Annotated in this window: 15 protein-coding genes; 9 read left to right on the top strand and 6 right to left on the bottom strand. The window is 45.0% G+C overall.

Annotated features, from left to right (window positions below):
• Positions 1-18: 18 nt before the first annotated feature.
• The 4 genes from rfbC to galE form a co-directional block, all read right to left on the bottom strand.
• Positions 19-558 (bottom strand): dTDP-4-dehydrorhamnose 3,5-epimerase, encoded by a 540-nt coding sequence (gene rfbC / locus ACTHUF_RS05150; protein ID WP_185079641.1) that lies wholly within the window; start codon positions 556-558, stop codon positions 19-21.
• Between the two features lie 53 nt (positions 559-611).
• On the bottom strand, positions 612-1,478 hold the full coding sequence (gene rfbA / locus ACTHUF_RS05145) for a glucose-1-phosphate thymidylyltransferase RfbA (RefSeq protein WP_148077852.1): 867 nt from the start codon (positions 1,476-1,478) through the stop codon (positions 612-614).
• Between the two features lie 73 nt (positions 1,479-1,551).
• The gene (gene rffG / locus ACTHUF_RS05140) at positions 1,552-2,619 is read right to left on the bottom strand and encodes a dTDP-glucose 4,6-dehydratase (protein ID WP_315093339.1); all 1,068 of its coding nucleotides are present in this window, start codon (positions 2,617-2,619) and stop codon (positions 1,552-1,554) included.
• Between the two features lie 116 nt (positions 2,620-2,735).
• Positions 2,736-3,752, bottom strand: a complete 1,017-nt coding sequence (gene galE / locus ACTHUF_RS05135) for a UDP-glucose 4-epimerase GalE (protein ID WP_003747972.1) — start codon at positions 3,750-3,752, stop codon at positions 2,736-2,738.
• A gap of 223 nt (positions 3,753-3,975) precedes the next feature.
• Between galE and ACTHUF_RS05130 the strand changes: the two genes are divergently transcribed.
• The 4 genes from ACTHUF_RS05130 (at position 3,976) to ACTHUF_RS05115 (ending at position 8,156) form a co-directional block, all read left to right on the top strand.
• Entirely contained in the window at positions 3,976-4,206 is a 231-nt protein-coding gene (locus ACTHUF_RS05130) for an acyl carrier protein (RefSeq protein ID WP_003747973.1), read from the top strand.
• 3 nt (positions 4,207-4,209) lie between these two features.
• Positions 4,210-5,649 (top strand): AMP-binding protein, encoded by a 1,440-nt coding sequence (locus ACTHUF_RS05125; RefSeq protein WP_315093343.1) that lies wholly within the window; start codon positions 4,210-4,212, stop codon positions 5,647-5,649.
• A 1-nt stretch (position 5,650) separates the two neighbouring features.
• The gene (locus tag ACTHUF_RS05120) at positions 5,651-7,021 is read left to right on the top strand and encodes an XcbB/CpsF family capsular polysaccharide biosynthesis protein (RefSeq protein ID WP_315093345.1); all 1,371 of its coding nucleotides are present in this window, start codon (positions 5,651-5,653) and stop codon (positions 7,019-7,021) included.
• 85 nt (positions 7,022-7,106) lie between these two features.
• Entirely contained in the window at positions 7,107-8,156 is a 1,050-nt protein-coding gene (locus ACTHUF_RS05115; RefSeq protein WP_315093347.1) for an acyltransferase, read from the top strand.
• A 71-nt stretch (positions 8,157-8,227) separates the two neighbouring features.
• Here the strand turns inward: ACTHUF_RS05115 and ACTHUF_RS05110 are convergent, their stop codons facing one another.
• Both ACTHUF_RS05110 and ACTHUF_RS05105 read right to left on the bottom strand, forming a co-directional pair.
• Positions 8,228-11,917, bottom strand: a complete 3,690-nt coding sequence (locus tag ACTHUF_RS05110; RefSeq protein WP_315093349.1) for a CDP-glycerol glycerophosphotransferase family protein — start codon at positions 11,915-11,917, stop codon at positions 8,228-8,230.
• Positions 11,918-11,935: 18 nt separating this feature from the next.
• Positions 11,936-13,039, bottom strand: a complete 1,104-nt coding sequence (locus ACTHUF_RS05105) for a stealth family protein (RefSeq protein WP_315093353.1) — start codon at positions 13,037-13,039, stop codon at positions 11,936-11,938.
• Between the two features lie 118 nt (positions 13,040-13,157).
• Between ACTHUF_RS05105 and ACTHUF_RS05100 the strand changes: the two genes are divergently transcribed.
• The 5 genes from ACTHUF_RS05100 (at position 13,158) to ACTHUF_RS05080 (ending at position 19,295) form a co-directional block, all read left to right on the top strand.
• Complete coding sequence (locus ACTHUF_RS05100; protein ID WP_315093355.1) at positions 13,158-14,336, top strand: polysaccharide biosynthesis/export family protein; 1,179 nt, start codon at positions 13,158-13,160, stop codon at positions 14,334-14,336.
• An 11-nt stretch (positions 14,337-14,347) separates the two neighbouring features.
• The gene (locus ACTHUF_RS05095) at positions 14,348-15,517 is read left to right on the top strand and encodes a capsule biosynthesis protein (RefSeq protein WP_049349334.1); all 1,170 of its coding nucleotides are present in this window, start codon (positions 14,348-14,350) and stop codon (positions 15,515-15,517) included.
• On the top strand, positions 15,517-16,314 hold the full coding sequence (locus tag ACTHUF_RS05090) for an ABC transporter permease (protein ID WP_315093358.1): 798 nt from the start codon (positions 15,517-15,519) through the stop codon (positions 16,312-16,314). The genes ACTHUF_RS05095 and ACTHUF_RS05090 overlap by 1 nt, the downstream gene beginning before the upstream one ends.
• Entirely contained in the window at positions 16,311-16,961 is a 651-nt protein-coding gene (locus ACTHUF_RS05085) for an ABC transporter ATP-binding protein (RefSeq protein WP_003747991.1), read from the top strand. The genes ACTHUF_RS05090 and ACTHUF_RS05085 overlap by 4 nt, the downstream gene beginning before the upstream one ends.
• Before the next feature lie 63 nt (positions 16,962-17,024).
• Positions 17,025-19,295 (top strand): Tex family protein, encoded by a 2,271-nt coding sequence (locus ACTHUF_RS05080; RefSeq protein WP_440407289.1) that lies wholly within the window; start codon positions 17,025-17,027, stop codon positions 19,293-19,295.
• The last annotated feature ends 17 nt before the right edge of the window (positions 19,296-19,312 follow it).

Raw genomic sequence — 19,312 nt, 5'->3', positions numbered from 1 at the left:
ATTATTTTTTAAAACTTTTTAAAACGTGACGGCTTCGGCCAATACTTTGCCTGCCAAGTCTTTAGGCGACAGGTTCGGCTCACCTTGTAGCGGCCAGTCGATGCCGACGGTCGGATCATTCCAAATCAGCGAGTGTTCGGCTTTGGGGTTGTAATAATCCGTGCATTTATAGACGAACTCGGCTTCGTCGCTCAGTACATAGAAGCCGTGAGCGAAACCTTCGGGTACCCACAGTTGGCGTTTGTTTTCTGCGGATAAGATCTCGCCTACCCATTTGCCGAATGTGGGGGAGTCTTTACGCATATCGACGGCTACGTCGAATACTTCGCCGACAACCACGCGCACGAGTTTGCCTTGTGTGTTCTCAGTTTGATAGTGCAGGCCGCGCAATACGCCTTTGCTGGATTTGGAGTGGTTTCCCTGCACGAAGGTGCGGTCGCAGACTTGGGTTTTGAACCACTCGTCGCGGAAGGTTTCCATAAAAAAGCCGCGCGCATCGCCGAAGACTTGCGGCTCAAGCAGTTTTACGTCAGGAATGGCGGTATCAATGATGTTCATCGTTTTATCTTTCATCTAAAGGCCGTCTGAAAAGTTTCAGACGGCCTCAAACATTATTTTTTTAACAGGCGCAGCAAATATTGGCCGTATTGGTTTTTCGCCATCGGGCGCGCCAGTTCTTCCAGTTTTTCATCGGAAAGCCAAGCGTTGCGCCAAGCGATTTCTTCCAGGCAGGCGATTTGCAGGTCTTGGATGTTTTGCACGGTTTGGACGAATGAAGCGGCTTCGTGCAGGCTCTCGTGGGTGCCAGTGTCCAGCCATGCGAAACCGCGTCCCAAAAGTTGTACCGATAATGAACCGTCTTCCAAATACATTTGGTTGAGGTCGGAAATTTCCAATTCGCCGCGGGCGGACGGTTTGATTTGTTTGGCGAATTCGACGACGCGTTGGTCGTAGAAGTACAAGCCGGTTACCGCCCAATCGGATTTGGGCTGTTGCGGTTTCTCTTCGATAGACAGGGCGTTGAAGTTTTCGTCAAATTCAACCACGCCGAAACGCTCGGGGTCTTTGACCTGATAACCGAATACGGTTGCGCCGTGGGTCTTGGCGGCGGCCTGTTTCAATGTTTGCGTAAATGATTGGCCGTAGAAAATATTGTCACCCAAAACCAAGCAGACATTGTCGTCGCCGATAAATTCTTCGCCGATGATAAATGCCTGTGCCAGACCGTCCGGACTGGGTTGTACGGCATAACTGATGGAAATGCCGAAATCGCTGCCGTCGCCGAGCAGGCGTTTGAAAGAGGCGTTGTCTTCGGGCGTGGTAATCACCAAAATATCGCGGATTCCTGCCAGCATCAATACGGACAGGGGATAGTAAATCATGGGCTTGTCGTACACGGGCAGCAGTTGTTTGGATACGCCGCGCGTGATGGGGTAGAGGCGTGTGCCGCTGCCGCCGGCGAGGATAATGCCTTTCATGGGTTTTCTCCTGAGTAGTGTGTGTTTGCGTGATTTTCAGACGGCCTAATATGTGAACAGGCCGTCTGAAAACTTATTTTCCAGTGCCTAAACGTTCCAAACGGTAGCTGCCGTTCAATACGTTTTGCCACCAGGTTTTGTTGTCCAAATACCATTGCACTGTTTTGCGGATGCCGGATTCGAATGTTTCCTGCGGTTTCCAGCCCAGCTCCCTGCCGATTTTGGCAGCGTCGATGGCGTAGCGCACGTCATGGCCGGGACGGTCTTGTACGAAAGTAATTAAATCTTCATAACGCGCCACACCGGCCGGTTTTTCAGGAACAAGCTCTTCCAGCAGGGCGCAGATGGTTTTGACGACTTCGATATTGGCTTTTTCATTGTGGCCGCCGATATTGTAGGTTTCACCAACGATGCCTTCGGTAACAACCTGATACAGCGCGCGCGCGTGGTCTTCGACAAACAGCCAGTCGCGAATTTGCATTCCGTCGCCGTAAACGGGCAGCGGTTTGCCGTCGAGCGCGTTCAGAATCATCAAAGGAATGAGTTTTTCAGGGAAGTGGTACGGACCGTAGTTGTTGGAGCAGTTGGTTACAATGGTCGGCAAACCGTAAGTACGTAGCCATGCGCGGACGAGATGGTCGCTGGACGCTTTAGAGGCAGAGTAGGGGCTGGACGGCGCGTATGGCGTGGTTTCGGTGAACAAATCGTCTGTGCCGTGCAAATCGCCATAGACTTCATCGGTGGAAATATGGTGGAAGCGGAAGGCTTCGCGCTTTTCAGACGGCATTTGTTGCCAGTAGGCGCGTGCCGCTTCAAGCAGATTGAATGTGCCGACGATATTGGTTTGGATAAATTCGCCTGCCGAATCGATTGAGCGGTCGACATGACTTTCCGCTGCCAAGTGCATCACGGCATCAGGCTGGTGTTGTGCGAATACGCGGTCGAGTTCGGCGCGGTTGCAAATATCCACTTGCTCAAAAGCATAGCGAGGATTATTGGCTACCTCGGTCAAAGATTCCAAATTGCCGGCATAAGTCAGCTTATCGACATTGACGACAGAGTCTTGGGTGTTTTGGATAATATGACGGACAACGGCAGAACCGATAAAGCCTGCGCCGCCGGTAACAAGGATTTTTTTCATAAGTTTCAGAGGATAGTCAAAATAATATAAACGGATTATAGCAGACAGAATGTGTGTTTTTCAGATAAAGAGGCCGTCTGAAAACATCTCTTTCAGACGGCCTGTATCATGTCAACTTAATCGTCGTAGCCATTTGGGTTGTTGCTGACCCAACGCCATGAGTCTTCCATCATCTGCGCCAAATCGCGCTTGGTTTCCCAACCAGTCTGCGCTTTGGTGTAAGCAGGGTCGGCGTAGAAACAGGCCAAATCGCCATCGCGACGCGGTTTGATTTGGAACGGAATGGTCAAGCCGGAGGCCGCCTCAAAGGCACGGATGATTTCCAATACCGAATAAGCACGTCCCGAACCCAAATTAAACAAGTGTACGCCCGAAACATCACTTTTTGCCTGCATCGCCGCTACATGACCTTCCGCCAAATCCATCACATGGATATAGTCGCGCATACCCGTACCATCAGGAGTAGGGTAGTCATCGCCGAAAACCGACAATTGCGGCAGCTTGCCTGAAGCCACTTGGCAGATATAAGGCAGCAGATTGTTCGGGATACCGTTTGGCTGCTCGCCGATCAAACCGCTTTCATGCGCACCGATAGGGTTGAAATAGCGCAACAAAATCACGCTCCAACGCGGATCAGCCTTTTGGATATCCGTCAAAATGCGCTCCACCATAGACTTAGACGTACCGTAAGGGCTGGTCGTATCCCCCGGTTGCATATCTTCCGTATAAGGCACTTTGCCCGGATCTCCGTAAACCGTAGCCGATGAGCTGAACACAATCTTGAATACACCGGCACGCGCCATTTCTTCAGCCAAAACCAAGCTGCCCGACACATTGTTGTCATAATATTTCATTGGTTCGGCCACGCTTTCGCCGACTGCCTTCAAACCGGCAAAATGAATGACGGCATCAATATCGTGTTCTGCAAAGATTTGACGCAACACTTCACGATCACGGATATCCCCTTGGTAAAAAGGCACAGACTTGCCGGTAATCTTTTCCAAGCGCGGGAGGATGTTGGCAGACGAATTGCACAAATTGTCCAAAATCACGGCATTAAAGCCTGATTTCAACAGGGAAACAACGGTATGAGAACCGATAAAACCGGTACCGCCGGTAATAAGAATAGTCATTGGTTTTCCTTAATTAAAATTGTGTTTGGAAGTCGTGAAATCGGTTGGCTGAAAATACAAACACGCTTTCAGATGGCCTGGTGTAAGTGTTGTCAAAGAGGGATTGCTTTATTTGGATATTGTATATTTAGTTACCTGAAAAGTAAAAAAATATGGGATAATCACAGTGTTATGCACAGGGTGCAAAGCGTTATCATTTCAATTTTAATAAAAGGATCTTACCATGTCAGTATCTAACGAAGTTTTGGCGTTGATTTCACAAGTTGCACAAAAACAAGTGTCAGCAAATGAAGAATTGTTGTCTACAGGACTTATTGATTCCGTGAGCGCAATGGATTTGGTTATGGCCATCAAACAAAAATTTGATGTTGATTTGCCGTTTGAGCAACTGGTTGATATTTTGGCAAACTCAGCCAATATCATTCAATATGTTGAAAATAATTACAAAGGCTAAATCATGAAACAATTAAATGAATTCCAAAATCTTGATGATTTTTTGGAATACCGTTTCAACCAAACTTCGGGAAAAGCGTTAGTTAATGATACTCAGGAATGTTCTTGGGAAGAGTTGCGCGTAAAAATAGCCACATTTATCGAGGCTTACAAAAGCATAGCAGATATTACCAAAAACATTCCTTTGGTGTTGCACGGCCATAAAGAAATTGATTTTGCAGTGGCAATTTATGCCTGCTTATTAAACAAAATCCCTTTTATTCCGGTGGATAGTATTTATCCTGAAAGCCGTCTGAACAATATCTGCCAACTGTCGAAAGCACGCTTTGTGTACCGTTCGGCAACGCAAACTTTTGAAAAGCAGACTGATGAAGAAGTAGAGCTGGCTGAAAAAGATTTGGCTTACATTATGTTTACTTCAGGAACAACCGGCGCACCTAAGGGTGTGCAAATCGGTCGTGAAGCTGTATTCAACCTGATAAAATGGATGAAAGAGCAGCTTAATTTAGCCGCATCTAATGTGTTTATGAATCAGGCTCCGTTTGCGTTTGATTTGTCAATGTACGAAATCTTTGGCAACTTGGCTTACGGTGGCTGTATTGTCATGAACAGTCGTGATGCTATTTCTAACCCTGCCACCTGGATTGATTTTTTGGCCAAACAACAAATTACTACTTGGGTGTCCACGCCTTCTTTTGCCATGCAGCAGCTGCTTAACCCTAAATGTAGTCAGGCTACTTTACCGAGTTTGAAAGAATTTTTGTTCTGTGGCGAAAAACTTGGCAAACCGGTAGTAAATATGATTTTTCAAAAATTTCCCGGTGTCCGTGTTATCAATACCTATGGTCCGACTGAGGCTACTGTAGCAACAACTTACGTTGATATTACACCTGATATGCTGGCGGCAGAAGAAGAGTTGCCTGTAGGCGTTGCCGTACTTAATTCCAAATTAGAGATTGTTGATGAAGAGATTTGGATTAGCGGTAACCATGTGATGCGTGGCTATCTGAACAACGAAACTGAAAATGCCAAACGTTTGGTAGTGCACAGTGCAGATAACCGAACTTATAAAACAGGTGACTACGGTTTTGAAAAAAATGGATTGTTCTATGTACAAGGCCGTAAAGACGAGCAGATTAAGCTCAATGGCTACCGTATCGAACTTTCAGAAATTGAAGAAAAAATCCTTAACCTTAAGGAATTTGCCTTTGATAATGTGGCAGTAGTGGCTTTGAAGCGCAACACAGGCGCAGTATTGCGTTTGGTGTGTTTCTATACAGCCAAGCAAAGTGCAGATACTCAGGCAATCAAAGACGCATTAGTACAAAATTTACCGTCTTACATGATGCCGTCTGAATTTATTCACATTGATGAAATTCCAGTCAGCACCAACCACAAAACCGACAAAAAAGCATTGTTGGAAAAATATCAACAGGGTTTATAAAATGGATTTATATAAAATTCAGCAAAACATTTTACGAAAAGCCAAGATTGATCCTCAAAAGGTTAACGCCTGGATTTATAACAATCAAAGTATAGTGTTCGATTTTCTGTTGAACGACTATTTTGTCAGCGTCAGCTATTCAACATCAGGGCAAACTTTTAACTTTATTGAGCGTAATAAGAGCAAAGTTTCTAAGATTTCCGGCTTCCATAAATTTCTGAAATATATTTCAGAAGTTTATGGAAGTTACCCACAATCGGTTAATCAAGAAAAGACAGTATTGTCTTTTAAATTTGCTGAAGCCGATTGGGCAAAAATCGAGGATAAATTTAGTGAGATTTTAGAAGTTACTTCCATTTATCTTGGCAGCGAACTGTGCTATATCCTGAATGTTGAAAAAAATAAAGGCATTAATTTAACCGAGTACTTGGATAAGCCGGAAGTTGAATACATTGGTGTTAAAGGCGACAGTAATGAGTTTTTCCTAAGCTATGCTCGGAATCATGGTCTAAGTGATTATGTTTATGAGCTAAATAATAGAGGCTTTTTAGCTGTTGAACACAAAATGGGTGTAAGTGTGTTCCGCCGTGTGAACAAGCACAGTTATAAAGATCTTTTGGCTTATTTCCCAGACTCTTTCCATGAGTTGGAAAATGTCATTTATACTGTTGAAGCACCGAAAGTATTGAGTGCCAACAAGAAAAACTTATTGGTGTTGTTCTCTTATACAAATAAGAGCAATGAGAATATGGTTGACCGTTATTATAGCCACCCATTTCCATTTATTAGCAACAGTATTATGCCAAATACTTATATCATCCGTATGGCTGATGTATCAGACGCGTTTGGTAGTCACGGTTTGAATACAAAGTTTGATGAAAATATCGAAGACAATATCCAGCGTTTCATTAAGAGCCTGATGAGTATTTATGGCGTAGATAAGAAAAACGTAGTCATTTGCGGTGCATCATCAGGCGGTACAGGGGCGGTATATCACGGCTTAATTGGTGGGTACAAAACCTTTGCAATCGACCCATTTTTGGGCAACCATAAATACTATGGTGGCAAAGATCCATTGTATCTGCATTCTATCCGTACGCCGATTTTGGAGACTTTCAAAAAGCTACCAGATGTAATTGATCATAACCTTGAAAATCAAGTGGTCATTTCATCGGCTAAGGTATCAGAGTTTTATCCGGATATTAAAGAGTTGAAAGAAGCATTGCCTACAGTTGTATTATGTGAATTTGACTTTGAAAAGATTCAAAAGCACATAGATTTTTCAGGCAACACAGTATTCTTGTCCAATACCATTATCAATAATTTGCTGTTGGATATCCATATCACTGATTCGGACATTAATCTGAACTAAATGCGAAGTAAATAGACAGTAAGTTTTAAATTTACTGTCTATTTTTTTAAGATTTGAACCATATTTATCATGTTTGGGGAATGTAATGGTAGGTAAAACGACTGAAGAATTTCAGCAAGAAATTCTTAAAAATATCAAGTTAAAAAATACGTCTGTTGATATTTATTATCAGCAGAATGTGTACTGCAATTTCAAATCTGACCGTGAAACACCATTTTCTGTCAGCTTAAACTTAGATTGGCAGAAGATTTTCCTGTTTTATCGTAATAAAAGTGAGATAGATAATATCGGAGAAATGTTTCCAAACTTCAGTTTATCTAAGCAGGATGGGGATAATGTATACATTTATGATGTCAGTACTTTGGATTTTGCCCAAACCTGTGCGGTCTTTATCAAATTGGCCGAACGTGCGGAACAATATTTTTCTGAACGGCCAGTAGTTAACAGCCGCAAAAAAGAAGTGATGTCAGGTAATTATATCGACACCTCTGGAAATAAAATTACTGCACCTGATAATCTGCGAAACTGTCATTTCCAATTTCTAGGAGGAGGTGGGAATGAAGTTGTTATCCACCCTAATGCAAACTTGCGTAATGTATTTTTAGAATTTTTAGGCAAGGACAGCAAAGTCTATATTGGAGAAAATGTTTCTATGCAAGGCCAATGGTGTTTGGGAGTAGGCTGTACGATTAACATCGGTAGTAAAACTACCAGTACCAATCCGGTTTATATTACTGTTGCCGAACATACAACCTTGTCCATTGGTGAAGATTGTATGTTTGCCACTAATAATCAAATCCGTACTGATGATGCACACCCGATTTATGATGTTCATACTGGAAAACGTTTAAATGTTTCTAAAGACGTTACTATTGGAGACAGAGTGTGGGTAGCCTATGGCGCAACAATTTGGGGTGGTACAAAGATTGGTAGCGGTAGTATTGTTGGTGCATTTTCGGTAGTGAAAAAACATTTTCCTAATAACTGCGTTATTGCAGGCGTGCCGGCTAAAGTCATACGCAAAGATGTATTTTGGGAACGCAATAATGTTTTATATACAGATATAGATGAAGGTAAGGATTTGGCAGAAATGAATCATGTCACCTATATCAATTCAACAGTAGAACTTGATTAGTGCATCTAATAGTAAAGGCCGTCTGAAAACATAAAAGTTTTCAGACGGCCTTTTTTAAGATAAGACAAAGGTTATTCTAAACAAGCCAATTGTTTTTTCAGACACTCAGCCTGTAATGCCTTGTCACCTTTAGCTTCGGCTATTTCAGCTGCCAGTTTCCAATATGCTGCTGTGTCTTGTAGAGAGAGACTGTCAAAATAACGTTGTGCTGCCTGATGGTTTTTCAGACGACATAAAGCGGTTGTATAAAGATACATCGTTTCCGGTGAGGCTTGTGCAAAATCAGCCAATATTTTGGTGACAGACTCCCAATCTTGGTTTTGGGCAAGTTTTTCAGCTTCATACAAGGCCAAAGACGGACTCTCAGGATATTTTTGGCGCAGTTGAGCCAATAGATATCTTTCGCCGTCAGTGTTACCGGCAGCGTACATTTTTTTCAGATAATCGACTGTTAAATCTTCAGGAATTAAGAGCAGATTTTCTTCAAAGGCACGGTTAAGCTGGGTAAATAGTTTTTCAGAATCACCGCGTAATTTTGCCAGTCTTGCAATGGCGATACGGCAACTTGGATCATTTTGAGTATGTTTTTCAAAAGCAACCAAATACTGATGCGCGCCTTGTAAGTTACCAAGTTTCATGCAGAGGTAAGAAGCCAACAGCTCGGGTTTGAGATAGCCTTTTTGGCGATCGTCCAAGCTATCAATATACGTTTTCAGTAAAGCCAATGCTACAAAATAATTCTGCTCCGATAGCTTTTGTGCTACGGTCAACAAAGGTTGATATGAATCGGGTAAGTCTGTACCTATCCGGGCAAACAGTTTTTCAGACGGCCTTTTTGCTTGGTGAAACGAGGCTGCAAGTAATGCGACAAGTAAATCATTTTGCGTTCCTATATGCTCGTTTTCAGCAAAAAATTCCGCCCCTTTAACGGCATTACCGATATATAAATCCATTTTCGCATACCAGTAACCTGCGGTATCGGGATAATCAGGTAACAGGTTTTGCAAAGTATCAAACTGTTTGCTCTCAAATAAAGCGTTCAGATAACGATGGCGATAATCAGCTGTTTCTTCCGCATTCAGACGGCCTGTATCAAGCAGAGTTTGGATACGGCTTGCAGCCAAGTCCCATACTCGATGATTCTCTGCTTGCTCAATCATATTGATTAAAATCGGCATATTATCAGCGGTTTCGGCATGGTCAAGAGCAGTAATAGCTTGATACACACGTTCGCAGTTGCCACCTTCTTGGAAGGGGAAAGTATTGCGGATGCGAGCAAGATATTCGGGTTTGGCATGTCCTGATTTTAAAATGCTTTCTAATTCACCCAGCGTTTCATGCTGATTGATGGTAATAGGGCCAAATCCGTCAGTTTCGTAAGAGAAATAGCCTTTTTGATAGGTGTGCGTACCTGAAAAGAAGGCTTCTTTATCAAATTGATAGTAAATAATTGCTTTATTCAGATAGGCCATGTCAAATGCTACTGATGAGTAGTCGGTAATCAATACGGCGCAACGTCCGAAAAGATACTGAATACTTTCAGTTTCACGCAGTCCACTCCAGATTTTTATATAGGTAGGGACATTCATTACTTCCAAATAGGGCTCGATATTTGGGTGTGGTGCAAAAATTACTTCGTAGCCGTAGGTTTCTGCCATTTCCTTCAGGCGCTGGTCGTGAAGCAGAGCCTGCCAGTAACGGGCATAGTCAGTTTCCATAAAAGCACTGTTGAGCGTACGAGTATTGCTACCTGTACCGATATTTTGACCGACAATGTTATTGCGCCAAGTTGGCATAATCAGGATCTTGCGACTGTCGGGCTTATTTTTTGATAGTAAGGAGTCGTAGCGTGGAAATCCAGTTAGTGCTACTTCTTTTTCGGTCAGCTTGTAGGTATTGAAGTCAGCCTTAATCGAGCGACTTTCTGGCTCAGTAGTGGTAATGAAACAGTGTAGGTTTTGTTTGCTATTTGTCCATGCAGAAAGATTGTCTTTGGTTACTCCGTGCTGAAGAAAGACAAATTTTTTGCTGTGTTCGTATAAATCCCCAAAATAATTGTTGATGTGTTTTTCCAAATGACTGGAAATGATTTTTTCAGCTTTACGCAAATGTCGTTCATATTCACTACCGCCGAATTCTACAAGTTTGAAGCCTTCTTGTTCGAGACGGTTCCAGTCTGGGGCAGTTTTGTTGAGTACGAAATAGCAAGTTTGTTCAGGGTGGTTCTGCATCATATAACGATAAAAATGCTCAGCGTTGTCGTCAGCTTTAGTTTCCCTATCCATTAAGAGCCAGCTGCCGTCTGAAAGGTATTTTTCAGATGGCGTAAATAAACCGATAAGTTCATTTAATGCGATGCCGTGCATAAAGGTTTTACCTTTAATTGAAATTCGCATTGCTTTTTTGTTAAGTAGAATATTAATTTTGGCGTTGTCTGCAACATCACCATAGGGAACCCACAAACGTTTTTCGTAAACAAATAATTGTTCATTTAGCTTATTGACCACGCTTTTTGCATAGACAGGAATAAGATCATGCCCATCGGCCTGCACAGAATATGGCTGGTCGAAATAGGTAAAATAGCTAATAAGGAACTGTTTGCGTTCACGATCGATATTTTCAACATAGGCGATTTGGAATGGTGGCTCACTCTGTTTGAACATTCCAAGCATACCAACTTTATGGAATAGCCATACTCCCGCTAAGCCAAATTCCATAATATTTTTTTGATCAATATAATTAAAAACCTGCTGCATTAGATCATAAAAATGTGATTTTTGTTTAGTATTCAACAAATCTAGACGTTCAGGTCTATTAAGCAATTGTTGGATATACCAAGCCATATCATATAATGCGGTTTTCTGTATTGAGGAGGGTACATGCCCTAAGCGGTTTTTATAGTTTTGAAGCATAGGCAAGAAGCCATACTCAAAAACATTAGAAAATTTTTCTACTTTTTGCCAAGAAGTATCTAAAGTGGATGTGCCACTTTCACGTTTGCGATAGAAATAGACGGCATCTCTGTCAAACACAGCTTTTGCGTCCTGCAAATCTAATAAATAGTCTGCAATAAATTTGCCATCTTCAAAGTTTGGCTTAACATTGTGGTTAAACACCAAATTCTGTTTTTTAATATGGCTGACTCTGAAAAAGGTTGAGGCAGCAGACATATTGATAAATTTATCGAGCTTAGCAACATCAATAACGTGGGTTTTGTTAAAACGGAATCTTAGAGGATGACTGTCTTTAATGATATTTTGATTTTCAAAGAAAAACTTCATGTTAGTAGCTACAGTTACCGCCGACGGATGTTGGCTAATTTGAGTATCTACTGATTTGAAGTAGTCAGGGTGAAGATAATCGTCAGGGTCAGTAAATACTACCCATTCAGTTTGTGTATGTTGCAAACCCAGATTGCGTGCCGAGGCCTGGCCGCCATTTTCTTTGTAAAAATAATGGATATTTTTTGGAAACTTGGTTTGCCATCGTTTGATGATTTCTGCCGAATGGTCGGTTGATCCATCATCTACTAGAATGATTTGAATGTGTTTTTTGAAATTCAAGCTTTGTTTGACGATACTGTCAAAGTATTCATCAAGGTATTTTTCGACGTTATAAACGGCTGAAACGATTGTAAATTGATTATTACCTTCGTATTTTAAAGGAAGGTATTTTTTGAGTTTCATTATGCGTTTGGCGTACATATCGCGGAAAAAGAGTTTAGGGTCTCGTAAGAGCTTCCGAAATTTTTTATTGTTCATTTTTTTGACCTTTTATTTTTATTTGGTTTTGAAGTAATTTTCCAGCATTTGAATCAGTTTGTCCTGGTAGTTTTCAATCTGTTGCTGGCTGTGAAAATCGTTGGCACAAAAAGAGTGTGGCTGCCGCCCATTTTTTTTATTTTCCAAGAGCTTGATATATTGGGCAGGCGCTTTGTTGGAGCGGATATTAAAATAATAACATATTTCATTACCTACTGTAGATTTCCTGTTTAAAAACATCAGCCAAGGTACGAGGAAGGTGGCAAGGTTGAGATCGTGGTTAGAACGGAAACGGTTGGATAAAAAGACTTCAATCTCAGTACGGTAGTGCTGCCAAGCAAATTGAAAGCTGCTTTTATGCAGAGGGATATAGGTGTGTACCAACGGACGGTCGATTTGGCAGTCGTAGTGTTGTTGTAATAGTGCGATACAGTTTTTTGAGGCGGAAAGAGTTGGTGTGTCAGTTCCTCTTTCGGACATTTGTTTTAGGCTTTTGTCTGCAATAAAAAGTGAAGCAATGCCGTTGGCGTGAAAAAAATGTTCCTTCGGTAATGGTCGGGCAACAAATACATCATCGTTAAAATAGATGAAGTGTTCATTTAGATTGGGAATGTTGTGCAGGTGTGCTTCGATTACATGCGAATTGAAGGTGGGCAGGTATTGCGGGTCAATGATTTGACTGTGATCTATTATGCTGACGTTGGGATAGTCGGCAGGATTGAGCCAGTCGGGGCGTTGGTTGTCGGTAATGATGTAGATATGGTTGACCCACGGCAGGAAGGTACGCACGCTGTGAAGTGAATAGTAAAGTTCGTTGTGGTTGCTGAAACGGGCTTCGTCATTATTGTGGAGTGCGTTTTGTTCGGCAGTAGGGCTATGTTGGCGGCGGCGTTGCTGCCATTTGGGATCTTGGTTATTTACCCATGTGAAAACGACATCAACTTTAATAGGGGGAAGATTGATACTATTTTCAAGTTCGGCTAAATACAGGGTGTTGTCGATAATGACCGGTTCGTCAGACTCTGTTGTACGCTGTTCGGCATTGCGGACAGGGTATCTTTTATTGAGATAGTCGCGGAAGAATACACCTGGTTGTCGAATCAGTTTTTTAAGTTTCCTCATGACGGTATTCGCTGTAATGTGATGTTTTTGATGTTTATGTCAGGTTTTCAGACGGCCTAATATTTCATCAGGTGTTATAATGACTGCGCTTAATTAAAAGTATAGTGAGATTTAATCAATGTTGAAAGCAGAATGTCTTACCCGCAGGGGCATGTTATTGTTGTGTGTCAGCCTGTTGGCCGCATGCTCTTCTCTTCCTAATTCCGGTCCAAGTACACGAAATGTTGTTGCTTTAGGGCAACAGTCGGCTACAGCCGAAGTGCCGGAGGTGGAATTGATTGATGTGAATGGCGCGGTGGCTCAGTCACTATATCAAGCGCAAGTTAATCAGTCATTTGCTCAGTTGGGCGATGGTACATCATCAATAGGGGCTATCAATATAGGTGATGTACTGGATATTACGATTTGGGAAGCTCCTCCGGCTGTGTTGTTCGGCGGGGCTTTGTCGTCTACCGGTTCGGGTAATGCGCAGCAAACTAAGCTGCCTGAACAGATGGTCAGCTCTTCAGGTACGATTTCTGTGCCGTTTATCGGCGATGTGTCTGTCCTCGGTAAAACACCGGTTCAGGTGCAAAATATTATCAAAGGCCGTCTGAAAAAAATGGCGAACCAGCCGCAGGTAATGGTGCGCATGGTGCAAAATAATGCGGCGAATGTATCGGTTATCCGCGCGGGTAACAGTGTACGTATGCCTTTGACGGCTGCAGGCGAGCGCGTGTTGGATGCAGTGGCTGCCGTGGGCGGTTCGACTGCGAATGTTCAGGATACGAACGTACAGCTGACACGTGGTAATGTTGTGAGAACGATTGCTTTGGAAGATTTGGTGGCTCATCCGCGTCAAAATATTTTGTTACGCCGTGGTGATGTTGTCACAATGATTACTAATCCGAGCACATTTACATCTATGGGTGCGGTCGGTCATACGCAGCAGATTGGTTTCTCTGTGAAGGGCTTGTCTTTGGCTGAGGCTGTGGGACGTATGGGCGGTTTGCAGGATTATCGTGCAGATGCGCGCGGAGTATTTGTATTCCGTTATGCGCCTTTGTCCGAGTTGCCTCCTGAGAAGCAATCCAAATGGGCTGAAAAAGGTTATGGCGATCGTGCGGAGATTCCTGTGGTCTACCGTTTGAACCTGGCGGATGCGAATTCTATGTTTTGGATGCAGCGTTTCCCTGTGAAGGATAAGGACGTGGTGTACGTATCGAATGCGCCGATGGCTGAAGTACGCAAGTTCTTGTCATTTGTGTTCTCGCCTGTGGTTAGCGGTGCGAACAGTATTAATAATTTAGTGAACTAATGGGGAAAATAATGTCTGAGCAAGTTTCTGCAAATGTGGATGTGAAACCGGAACAACCGGCTCCCGAAAAGAAAAAGGCCAAAAAGTCTTGGTTGCGTAAGATTAATCCGTTGCTTTGGGTAACGGTTATCGTGCCGACTTTGTGTTCTGGTGTGTATTACGGACTATTTGCTTCTGATCAGTTCACATCCCAGTCTAGCTTTGTGGTGCGTTCTCCTAAGAGTCAGTCGTCTTTAAACGGCTTGGGTGCCATTTTGCAGGGGTCCGGTTTTTCTCGTTCTCAAGACGATATTTATACCGTGCAGGAATATATGCAGTCGCGTTCGGCTTTGGATGCGTTGCGTAAGAAAATGCCCGTTCGTGATTTTTATGAAAAAGAAGGCGACATTTTCAGCCGTTTTAATGGTTTTGGCCTGCGTGGCGAGGATGAGGCCTTTTATCAATACTACCGCGATAAGGTATCCATCCATTTTGACTCTGTCTCAGGCATTTCCAATTTGAGCGTTACATCGTTCAATGCCGGTGAATCTCAAAAGATCAATGATGCTTTGCTCAAACAGGGTGAGGTATTGATTAACCAGCTGAACGAGCGTGCGCGTCAAGATACGATTCGTTATGCTCAGGAAGTGGTCAATTCTGCTGAAGAGAAAGTTAAAGAAGCTTCGGCTCAATTGACGAAATTCCGTGTGTCCAACGGTATTTTCGACTTGAAGGCGCAATCTGATGTGCAAATGGGTTTGGTATCCAAATTGCAGGACGAGTTGATTGTCATTCAAACCCAGCTTGACCAGGTAAAAGCCGTTACTCCTGAAAACCCGCAAATTCCAGGTTTGATTGCGCGTGAGAAGAGCTTGCGTAAAGAAATCTCGCAACAAATGAAAGCGATTTCCGGCGGCGGCGAGGGTTCGTTGTCCAATCAGGCGGCGGAATATCAACGCGTGTATTTGGAAAACGAATTGGCAGAGAAACAATTGGCTGCGGCGATGACTTCTTTGGAAAGTGCGAAAGCGGAAGCAGATCGTCAGCAGCTGTATTTGGAAGTGATTTCCCAACCGAACAAACCTGACTTGGCGCATGAGCCAAACCGTCTTTACAACATCGTGGCAACGTTTGTCATCGGTTTGATTGTCTATGGCATTGCCGTGTTGCTGTCTGCAAGTATCCGTGAGCATAAAAACTGATGAAAGAGTTACATAAAACATCGTTTTGGGAGTCGCTGCTTATCCAAAAAAGGGTAATCGGCGCACTCTTAATGCGTGAAATTATTACTCGCTACGGTCGTAATAACATTGGTTTTTTGTGGTTGTTTGTCGAACCATTGCTGCTGACTTTGGTTATGGTGTTGATGTGGAAATTTTTCCGCATGAACAACGTGTCAGCTTTGAATATCGTGGCTTTCACGCTGACAGGCTATCCGATGATGATGATGTGGCGTAATGCTTCCAATCGTGCCATCGGTTCGATTGCGGCCAACACAAGCCTGCTGTATCACCGAAATGTACGCGTTTTAGATACCATTTTTGCGCGTATGTTGTTAGAGATTGCCGGTGCCACCATTGCGCAGGTCGTGATTATGTTCGCATTGGTCCTCATCGGCTGGATTGATGTACCGGCAGATATTTTCTATATGTTGTTGGCTTGGCTGCTGATGGCAATGTTTGCCGTTGGATTGGGGCTGGTCATCTGTTCGGTCGCGTTTCACTTTGAGCCGTTTGGTAAGGTTTGGAGTACCATCAGTTTTGTGATGATGCCTTTGTCCGGCGTGTTTTTCTTCGTACACAACCTGCCTCAGCAGTTGCAACATTATGTATTAATGCTTCCGATGGTGCATGGTACAGAAATGTTCCGTGCCGGATATTTTGGCGACAGCGTTACGACTTACGAAAATCCTTGGTATATTTTGTTGTGTAACTTGGTTTTGCTGCTGCTTGGTTTGGCGATGGTGGCGAGATTCAGCAAAGGGGTTGAGCCGCAATGATTTCAGTTGAACACGTTTCCAAACGCTATCTGACCCGCCAAGGTTGGCGGACAGTCTTGCACGATATCAACTTCAAAATGGAAAAGGGCGAGAAAATCGGTATTCTCGGCCGTAACGGTGCAGGTAAATCAACGCTTATTCGTTTGATTAGCGGCGTTGAGCCGCCAACCACGGGCGAAATCAAGCGGACAATGAGTATTTCTTGGCCTTTGGCATTCTCCGGTGCATTTCAAGGCAGTTTGACCGGTATGGACAATTTGCGTTTCATCTGCCGGATTTACAACGTCGACATCGATTATGTGAAAAACTTTACCGAAGAGTTTTCCGAGCTGGGTCAATATCTTTACGAGCCGGTCAAGCGTTATTCTTCGGGTATGAAGGCGCGTTTGGCATTTGCTTTGTCGTTGGCGGTAGAATTTGACTGCTATCTGATTGACGAAGTGATTGCGGTTGGCGACTCGCGCTTTGCCGATAAATGTAAGTACGAGTTGTTTGAAAAGCGCAAAGACCGTTCCATCATTTTGGTGTCGCACAGCCACAGCGCCATGAAGCAATATTGCGATAATGCGATGGTGCTGGAAAAAGGACATATGTACCAGTTTGAAGACATGGACAAAGCCTACGAATATTATAATTCGCTGCCTTAAAGCGATTGTTTTTAAATCAGGCCGTCTGAAATTTCAGACGGCCTGTCCGTTGGAATTCTATTGATGAACATTACTCAAATCCTCTCCCAAGAACTCTCCGCCACCACTGCGCAAATTAATGCCGCTATCGAGCTTTTAGACGACGGTGCGACTGTGCCGTTTATCGCGCGTTACCGCAAGGAAGCCACGGGCGGGCTGGACGATACGCAGTTGCGCCAGCTTGCCGAGCGGCTGCAATACCTGCGCGAGTTGGAAGAGCGCAAAGCAGTTGTTTTAAAAAGCATTGAAGAGCAAGGCAAACTTTCAGACGACCTCAAAGCGCAAATCGAAGCCGCCGACAACAAAACCGCGCTGGAAGACCTGTATCTGCCCTACAAACCCAAACGCCGCACCAAAGCACAAATTGCGCGCGAACACGGTTTGCAGCCGCTGGCGGATGTGTTGCTTGCCGAGCAGCCGCAAGACGTGGAAGCCGCCGCGCAAGGCTACCTGAACGAAAACGTCCCCGACACCAAAGCCGCGCTGGACGGCGCGCGCGCGATTCTGATGGAGCAGTTTGCCGAAGACGCGGAACTCATCGGCACGCTGCGCGACAAGCTGTGGAACGAAGCCGAAATCCACGCGCAAGTCGGTGAAGGCAAAGAAACCGAAGGCGAAAAATTCAGCGATTATTTCGACCACCGCGAACCCGTCCGCGCCATGCCCAGCCACCGCGCGCTGGCGGTTTTGCGCGGCCGCAACGAAGGCGTGTTGAACATCGCGCTCAAATACCAGCCCGACGACACGCCGATTACCCAGCAAAGCGAATACGAGCAAATCATCGCCCGCCGTTTCAAGGTTTCAGACGGCCACAAATGGCTACGCGACACCGTGCGTCTGACTTGGCGCGCGAAAATCTTTTTATCGTTGGAACTTGAAGCCCTAAATCGTTTGAAAGAAGCCGCCGACACCGACGCGATTACCGTGTTCGCCCGTAATCTCAAAGACTTGTTGCTTGCTGCGCCTGCCGGACGACTGACGACTTTGGGCCTCGACCCCGGCTACAAGAACGGCGTGAAATGCGCCGTGGTGGACGACACGGGCAAGCTGCTGGATACGGTCATCGTCTATTTGCACCAAGAAAACAATATGTTGGCAACGCTGTCGCGCCTGATTAAGCAGCATGACGTGAAACTCATCGCCATCGGCAACGGCACCGCCAGCCGTGAAACCGACAAAATCGCGGGCGAACTGGTGCGCGGAATGCCGGGAATGGGGCTGCACAAAATCGTCGTTTCCGAAGCTGGCGCATCGATTTATTCCGCGTCCGAACTGGCGGCACGCGAGTTCCCCAACTTGGACGTTTCCCTGCGCGGCGCAGTGTCCATTGCCCGCAGGCTGCAAGACCCGCTCGCCGAGCTGGTCAAAATCGACCCCAAATCCATCGGCGTGGGTCAGTATCAGCACGACGTGAACCAAAGCCAGCTCGCCAAATCGCTGGACGCGGTGGTCGAAGACTGCGTGAACGCCGTCGGCGTGGACGTGAACACCGCCTCCGCCCCACTCTTGGCGCGAATTTCCGGTTTGAATCAAACCCTTGCCCAAAACATCGTCGCCTACCGCGATGAAAACGGCGCGTTCGACAGCCGCAAAAAATTGCTGAAAGTACCGCGTTTGGGCGAAAAAACCTTCGAGCAGGCGGCGGGCTTTTTGCGGATTAACGGCGGCAAAGAGCCGCTGGACGCGAGCGCCGTCCACCCCGAAGCCTATCCCGTCGTCGCCAAAATGCTGGCGCAACAAGGTATTACCGCCACCGAACTCATCGGCAACCGCGAGCGCGTGAAGCAAATCAAAGCGTCCGACTTCATTGACGAACGCTTCGGTCTGCCGACCATTCTGGACATCCTGTCCGAACTGGAAAAACCCGGCCGCGACCCGCGCGGCGAGTTTCAGACGGCCTCCTTTGCCGAAGGCATCCACGAAATCAGCGACTTGCAAGTCGGCATGATACTTGAGGGCGTGGTCTCCAACGTCGCCAACTTTGGCGCGTTCGTGGACATCGGCGTCCATCAAGACGGCCTAGTGCACATCTCCGCCCTGTCCAATAAATTCGTCCAAGACCCGCACGAAGTGGTGAAAGCCGGCGACGTGGTGAAAGTGAAAGTGCTGGAAGTCGATGCCGCCAGAAAACGCATCGCGCTGACCATGCGGCTGGATGACGAAGCCGGCGCAACCAAAGGCAACAGGTCGTCTGAAACCCGACATCAGGAACGCCGCGACCGCAAACCCCAACGCAACGACCGCGCCCCGACCAATTCGGCAATGGCGGATGCGTTTGCGAAGTTGAAGCGGTAAGGTGGAATACTTTTCTA

The organism is Neisseria sp. P0024.S006, assembly GCF_051956595.1.
Classification (GTDB): domain Bacteria; phylum Pseudomonadota; class Gammaproteobacteria; order Burkholderiales; family Neisseriaceae; genus Neisseria.
Note: the sequence above shows the minus strand (reverse complement) of the source record. Positions and strands in the feature narration are given on the sequence as shown.